Source organism: Lentibacillus halophilus (assembly GCF_039522485.1).
In the GTDB taxonomy this organism is placed as follows: Bacteria; Bacillota; Bacilli; order Bacillales; family Amphibacillaceae; genus Lentibacillus; species Lentibacillus halophilus.
Genome location: NZ_BAAADM010000061.1, coordinates 1 through 7,076, shown reverse-complemented (window position 1 = coordinate 7,076; position 7,076 = coordinate 1). Strand labels below are relative to the sequence as shown.

7 protein-coding genes are annotated in these 7,076 nt (G+C 40.5%); 2 read left to right on the top strand and 5 right to left on the bottom strand.

The annotated features are described in order from the left end of the window. Positions 1–238 precede the first annotated feature (238 nt). Together ABDZ72_RS14290 and ABDZ72_RS14285 are read left to right on the top strand one after the other, a co-directional pair. Positions 239–2,314, top strand: a complete 2,076-nt coding sequence (locus ABDZ72_RS14290; protein ID WP_343754354.1) for a hypothetical protein — start codon at positions 239–241, stop codon at positions 2,312–2,314. Next, entirely contained in the window at positions 2,272–2,475 is a 204-nt protein-coding gene (locus tag ABDZ72_RS14285) for a DUF6440 family protein (protein ID WP_343754355.1), read from the top strand. Before ABDZ72_RS14290 ends, ABDZ72_RS14285 begins: the two co-directional genes overlap by 43 nt. A 301-nt stretch (positions 2,476–2,776) precedes the next feature. Here the strand turns inward: ABDZ72_RS14285 and ABDZ72_RS14280 are convergent, their stop codons facing one another. The 5 genes from ABDZ72_RS14280 to ABDZ72_RS14260 form a co-directional block, all read right to left on the bottom strand. Then, the gene (locus tag ABDZ72_RS14280) at positions 2,777–3,505 is read right to left on the bottom strand and encodes a YusW family protein (RefSeq protein WP_343754352.1); all 729 of its coding nucleotides are present in this window, start codon (positions 3,503–3,505) and stop codon (positions 2,777–2,779) included. 215 nt (positions 3,506–3,720) lie between these two features. Continuing rightward, entirely contained in the window at positions 3,721–4,623 is a 903-nt protein-coding gene (locus ABDZ72_RS14275; RefSeq protein WP_343754350.1) for a M23 family metallopeptidase, read from the bottom strand. A 77-nt stretch (positions 4,624–4,700) separates the two neighbouring features. Beyond that, positions 4,701–5,174, bottom strand: a complete 474-nt coding sequence (locus ABDZ72_RS14270; RefSeq protein ID WP_343754348.1) for a hypothetical protein — start codon at positions 5,172–5,174, stop codon at positions 4,701–4,703. Positions 5,175–5,368: 194 nt separating this feature from the next. Continuing rightward, positions 5,369–5,629, bottom strand: coding sequence for a hypothetical protein (locus ABDZ72_RS14265; RefSeq protein ID WP_343754346.1), 261 nt, complete (start codon positions 5,627–5,629; stop codon positions 5,369–5,371). Between the two features lie 273 nt (positions 5,630–5,902). Next, positions 5,903–6,895 carry a phospholipase D family protein gene (locus tag ABDZ72_RS14260; RefSeq protein ID WP_343754344.1) on the bottom strand — a complete coding sequence of 331 codons (993 nt, stop codon included), beginning with the start codon at positions 6,893–6,895 and terminating at the stop codon, positions 5,903–5,905. Between the last annotated feature and the right edge of the window lie 181 nt (positions 6,896–7,076).

Here is a 7,076-nt window from a genome sequence, read left to right as displayed (position 1 = left end):
CTAACTCTTACTCGGCGGGCATCCCACCCACTATATGTTACGACCTAAGCCCGGTCGCTCTGCCAGGCACTCGCGCTCTATTCTGAATTGTTTCGGTGCCAGGCACTCGCGCTACCCCGGTATCGGCACTCGCGCTCTGGCCCGATTTGACAGGGTATTCCCTTTTTTCGTTTCCCATGATATAATCCTGAGGGTATTGAAAATTATGATAGTTAGAAAACATGTAAGGGGGAGTTATGTGCGTAAAATTTTCTTATTTTTTTGTGTATTGGTGTTGAGTGCGTGCTCGTCGGATGAATCCGGTGCGGAGAACAGGAATCAGGAGGGCGAAGGAGAATCGGCGGTAAATGACGGAGACGCGGAAGATTTTCCGGAACCGGAAACGATTTTCACATATGAATATAATGAAGATGATGATTATGAATTCCGCAATATCGAAAGCGCCACCGACGCAAGCACGGTTCTTTTCAGCACCGAGGAAAAAATCAAGCGCGAAGAAACGAGAACGCATTACATAAAGTATGGTGATAACGATCCCGTGGACCTGAAGGAATTGTCCGAGGCGGACGAAGAAGAACTAAAAGACAGACGGTGTAGAGAGACAGAAGTATCCCCTGACGGACAATATGTCACATTCAGCTGCGCCGATGACGACAACTGGTTCGTGGTCTACGATACCGAAGCTGAAGAGATTGTGCATCGAGAAGAGGAACCCGATCCTTTTCATAGCCTCAGTCTACTGGGGATCTCTGATGATATGGACGTTTTCATGAGCGATACGCTGGAAAATAAAGAACTGATCATTAAGGATCTTAAAAGCGACGATACCGAAGAATTCGACATACCGGAGCTTGTCGGGGAAGAAAATGCGCTATTCAACTCGATTCATCCGGCGGATAGCGGAAGTAAATTTTTCCTAGAGGGGCCCTACGGATTATTCATGCTGGACACCGAATCAAAAGAAGCCAAGGAGATCATGGATGTATCCCCGTATGAGGACCGGTTCGAAGGCGATACGGATGAAATCCACATCACCAATGTCCATGTATCCCCCAACGGACAATATGCTTTTTTCCTGATGAGCGATTCGTCAGGACATGATGATGTCTACCGAAGCTTCAATTTCGTGGACGTGGAGTCGGGTGACGTCACAGCCTACACCGATCCGGATTATAAATGGGGGCACAACCCTGTCGATAATGAGGGGAACGTGGCGCTCAAAGACGGCGAAAACCTGTTTCTCTACAATATTGGCAAGGATAAAACCCGTCACATCCCGAACATGGAGCCCGGGGTGAGGACCGACCGCATCACCTTGTCGGGGGACGGCAACACGCTGCTGTATGAAGATCAAATCGACGACGCATCGGACGGTAAAAAAGCATACGAATTGTATGAACTCGCCATTGACGACCTGAGCGATTATGAGGAAGTGGCATTCGACGCGGAAAAAGAAAACACTGAAGAACTGCTCTCAGAAGCAGGTGCCGGGGCTTCCGATAATGACGGATTTGACCTCCATCCGGTGAAGGAAGATGCCTCGGAGCTGATTGAACAGGAGTGGGAAGCAAGTGCCGATGTCCCTTTCCCTTCCATTTTCCCGGAAAAAGTGGACAGCATCATATCATACTTCTCGTTAGACTCGCACAGTCAAACAATTTTAATGGACTCTGACGAATTGTCCTCGAGAAACGAATTGGAATTTGAGGCGAACGATTATACAGGTGATGAAAACCAAGATATCTGCATCGCTGATGATCTGGAGCTCGAAAAGACAGAAGATGGCATCGAGTATTATTTCTACCTGTTTTCCAACGATGAAGCCGAACTCGCTTTCGTTGACGATGGTTGGTGCTACGCCCTGAAAGGGGATGGTATCACCAAGGATGAGATGTTTGACGTGATCGATTCCATGGAAACGCAAGGTAAGCAGCCGGAAGAGTTTCTGCTCGATGAGGTAGGTTTCCCGGCAGAATTGCCCATGCAGAATCCGGAAATCGGCCGCATCTATTCATCCGACAGCTTTTACGTTCTGGGGTACGGAAGCGATCAGGACGACATCGCGATAGAAGTAAAGGTGGACAACGGCAGTGAACCCGATTTCTTCGATGATGATGACACTGAATCCGTCGAACTCGATATCGATATGGAAGGTTACTACTACGACGATATCGATAAGCCGCGACTGTTCATGTATGACGGGGACTATTACTATACGATCATCGCCAAGATCGACAGCGACGAGATCAAGGCCCGAGGCGGCAGGGACAAATTGAAAGAAACCCTGATCGAGGTAGGCAATTCGGTGGAATAAGGTTTGAAGAGGTATATATTCAAGGAAAATTGAACGTTACGAAAGTGATTCGTAATAATGAAACGGGTGTTTTGTATATGGCCTACCAAGAAGGGTCCGGAATGGGATTGACAGCTATGCTTGATCAAGATGGACCCCCATTGGTTGATAAAGAATTGTAAAAATATTGAATAGGTTTAGGTAAGGCCTTTGCATGGGAATGATGCTTCATTGTATGGAATCGTCAAGATGAAACATCATTCCCGACAGTTATTCAGCCTGCGGATAAGAAAGGGTTTGATTTTCCCTGTCTTGTTTAAACGTTTCATTTCTTTAACATGCTGCTTACATTGGTTCTCCATGTGTATCCGATCGCTTTAGCGCTTTAAAGCAACCGGGGACTGACCCCGCCCATCCGAGGAGATTTAGCGTAAAATCCCCCCAGATGGACTTTCTGATGTACACAAGTCTTTTTATCCTATGTTATTCATCTTCGTCTTCATCATCATTTTCTTCCTCGTCTTCATCGTCTTCATCTTCGTCCTCATCGTCGCTGTCGTCCTCTTCCTCGGCTTCAGCCTTTTCATTTTCATCTTCTTCTTCGTCGTCTTCTTCGTCGGCCTCTTCATCTTCGGATTTTTCATTTTCGAATTCGAGCTCATCATCAGTGTTATGGAAACTGATTTCAACCTCAATGTTCTCGTCATTTTCATCAAGATTAAAGGTACTAGTGATTTGATTTAATGTCTCTTCTTTACTGGATTCTAGCGTAAGGTCCAGCTTTTCTACCATCGGATAGACTTGATCGAAAGCTTCCTGACCTTTAGTCTCGCCATTGGCATCTTCCAGTTCAGATGTGTAGACGCCTGAATCTTGTTCAATGTTAGCTTCAAATTCTCCTGACTCAACATTAATTTCTCTAATGTTAAGCTGGTCCATCTTTTCAGCTGATTTATCGTTTACAGCATCTTCTGAGTCAGCATTTTCACTTTCAGACTGATTGATGATCCATGCATCGTCATCATTTTGAATAGCGTTAAACATTGCATTATCCATCGTCAGTTCGAATCCGTCCTCTAACTGAGCCTTATCAAAAAATTCATCATCAATGGTCAGCTGAATATCATTCGCATCATCAGCAGAAGCCACCATAGGAACACTCACAACCGCTGCAGCTGACATCGCGTAAACAATCGATTTTTTATGCTTCATACTTTGCCTCCTTCAAAATTATGAAACTACTCTGTAAAGTATTACATGACTCGTTCCAAAATGCAACTGGTGATTTATTTATCGCTACGGGCGCCATTCTTATTCCAGATAGGCGCCCCGTTTAAGTAAAATATTCATAAGCTTGTTTTCTCGGAATAACTTAAATTTAGGGGGACTGACCCCAATATTCCTGGTGCCTGGCACTCAAAGCAACCTCACTTCCACATCAAGCTGTTTCGTACAAGAAACCGGTCATCAAATGCAATAGGAACACCTTGTCCATTTTTCTCGGCGTGGATATGCAGATGGGGCTCTGATGTATTGCCCGAATTTCCTACGAGGCCGATTGGTTGCTTTGTTTTAATCCTACCCCCAGCCTCGACGGCTGCACTACCTTCCTGCATATGAGCTATTAACACATTAACCTCATCCTGATTACATTTGATTTGAACATAATTGCCTTTTGGGTGTTCCGAATTCGTTTCAGGCGGGTTCAAATCAGACATATTCTTTCGTATGTCAACAACCTCACCTGAACAAGGACTGACCAACTTTGCACCATAGATCTCATAGCGATCCAATTCCTTAGGGTAAATTCCCGCCGCTCTTACACCAATCTTGTTCAATTGGACAATATCCAGCGCGTATTGTTGTTCAGGGTGTTCATTGTGGTGGTTAATTTCCGTTGAATCCCCGCCATGTGCAACATAATAGATTCCATTATGTAAAGGAAATTCGAGCTCAATAGCTTTATCATTCGTGGAATAACCCGCAAAAATCGGAACATGGTAAAAAGCAAATATTAATGCTAGCAAGATATAAAAGGCAAATGCCACCTTGTCTTTACCTGTATATGAGATATCCAACGGTTTTGACCGGATTCTGCGCCAACTGAAGTATAAAGCTATAATTAATAACACGGGCCACAAGAAACGTAAATAATAAATGGTCCAATCCCATCTGCCAGAAAAAAACACCCAGGAGATATAAATGGTAAACATTATAGATTGCAATGCCCAATCAGTTTTCCCTTTAAATTTGCCTTTCAACAGAGCAAAAATAAATAAAGCTGGTAAAACCAACTGAAAAATAGCTAGCTGTATAATTGTGGATGTCACTTTAATTCACCTTCTTCCAGAAGCGGGGGACTCGCCCCGATATTTGTGGAGAAAAAGATGGTACTTGAAAAAAGTCTTTAGTTTCGTTTCGGTGTTCTAAATGCCCCTTCTTGCCAACGATGATATCCATAAACGATAAGGGAAATTGTTATGGTTATAAAAAACCATTGCCAATACCCTAGGTTTTTCATTGTTGCAACTCCTGGATATTTTACAATTAAATCAAATCCAAAAAGAACCCAAAGAACATTGATCACTACATTTGTTAAAAAGTATATCCAAAATTTATGTGAGGTTAAATAGAATACCCATAACGTAGCAACTGGGAAATATCCGTAGGCAATCGTAGGATGTGTGATATATCCCCAAGGTGTGATGTACTTATGAATAGTCCACCAGCCATACGTATAAGCGACTTCGAAAATAATGGTTATGATTAATGCTGTGAAAATGGTAACTGGCATATATCGTTTTATTGCTGTTTTTTTAATAAAAAATAATGAAAGCCAACAAAGGATTAAAACTATCCATAATAGCACCTGCATAAACATGTTAAGCATACCTCACTAGTTGATCTTAAATTTCTCTATCTAGTTAGTTTTACCAAGTGTTAGTGATGTATACATAACACCTGAACGTCTTACACATTACCAAGAAACGTTAAAATTATACCCAGTGCCAGGCACGCACACTATTAAGCAGCGGGGTCCACCTAAGACTGATCCCGATATTCCAAAAAGAGCCACTATTGTAATGGCTCTTTTTTTATTTGTGACTTCACATCTATAACCATCATCTTCAAAAAATAATATGCTACTGCTAACCCCAAAAACCAGCCTATATTGGCGAATAGTACTGCTAATAACCCAAAGATCGCACCACTAAAAAACCAATCCCCATCGCCAACAAAAGACAAATACTTCTCAACTGATACTCCTAAATAGAATGCGAAAAACATGAACAACATAGGCATCGACGATACCGCTTTTTGTATACTTTGTGTCATATAAACTCCCTTCCAATAGAGTCATTACTTTAGTAGTGCTGCTACCTTTTTTATTTTTGACGTCAAAGCTAATACCAAAATCTTCAAGAAATAATACATTGTTATTAAAGCCACAAACCAACTTATATTATCAATATGAAACATCATGCTTATTACCGTAAATAAGTCGCCAAATCCAAAAAGAATTCCTTCACCAATAATATATAAAGCCTTTCCACTGTTCTCGCCCACTTTAGTGCTTTAAAGCAGCGGGGGACTGACCCCGATATTCTGTTAAAGATCATCATCTCCGCTTAATAAATCCCCTACTGTATAATAGCGTGGGCCTGCATTATTTATTTTTGGCAAAGGTTCATGGTTTAATTCTTTTACCAACGATAGAACATAAAACTTAAAAGCAATGGGCTTTTCAAACCCAAACCCTTTACTACGTTCTATAATATAATTCTTAACCCTCTCTTTAACATTTGTTGGAAAACCCATTCGATCTAATTCGCTTTTCCAGTCAAATGGATCTAAGATAAAATCTGAATCGATTTGGTAAATAGCATCCATTTGACCACCTTTGGCTTGTCTGAATGTAATCAAATTCTCTAACTGTTTATAGTTGCGATCATTTGGATGTGCGTGAATTAAATACTTACTAACCAATTTGTGCGTACCACCAGCTGAAACAGATAAAACTACTTTTTCTCGATCTATCTCTTTAAATTGAAGATTATTTAATTCCGCTCCCCAATTATATGATGTTACTTTTTTTGATTTATCGTTTTCAAGATAGTCCTCCGTAATTTTCATTTCAATCTCAACTTGATCATCTGTAATTGAGAAATCACCTTGGTCTAGTATTTCTTTAATTAATTGATCTTTATATTCTAATATTAGTGATATATCTTCTGGATCGGTTGGTTTTAATAATAACTCATGATTTTTGTTCAGAGCCTTATGAGTAAAATTAGCTGAGCCCACCATACAATTTTTATTATCAAAAATATATACCTTTGAATGAAGGTCTTTTAGAGCTAATAATGTAATGTTATTTTGGATTAAAATTTTTAATGCTTTTAGACTACTAGCCCCATCAATAAAAGCTTTCCTTTCAAAGCGAGTTATAACTGTGCAACTCAGGTTTTTCCTCAAAACAATTTCTATTAACTTTTCAATCGTATTTGTACTTAAAAATGGGCTAATTATCACTATACTTTTATTACAGTTTTCTATTTCCTTGAATAGATGACTTTCAAATTCTTTAGTGAGTAAATCCAATTAAAATCACTCCGTTATATCTTCAATAATATTTTTTATAATACTCCTCATCTAACACATTACCAGTATATTATTATTAACGTACTATTAATAGGAAGAAGCTAATAAAAGGGGGCGTCAACAAGTTTGTGTAAATGACCCTATCCCTTTTGAATTTCGTTAGCCAGTGTTTTTATCGTTT

Coding starts and splice junctions, on each gene's coding strand:
- ABDZ72_RS14265 (WP_343754346.1), bottom strand. CDS start 5,629: ATGACACAAAGTATACAAAAAGCGGTATCGTCGATGCCTATGTTGTTC.
- ABDZ72_RS14270 (WP_343754348.1), bottom strand. CDS start 5,174: ATGTTTATGCAGGTGCTATTATGGATAGTTTTAATCCTTTGTTGGCTT.
- ABDZ72_RS14280 (WP_343754352.1), bottom strand. CDS start 3,505: ATGAAGCATAAAAAATCGATTGTTTACGCGATGTCAGCTGCAGCGGTT.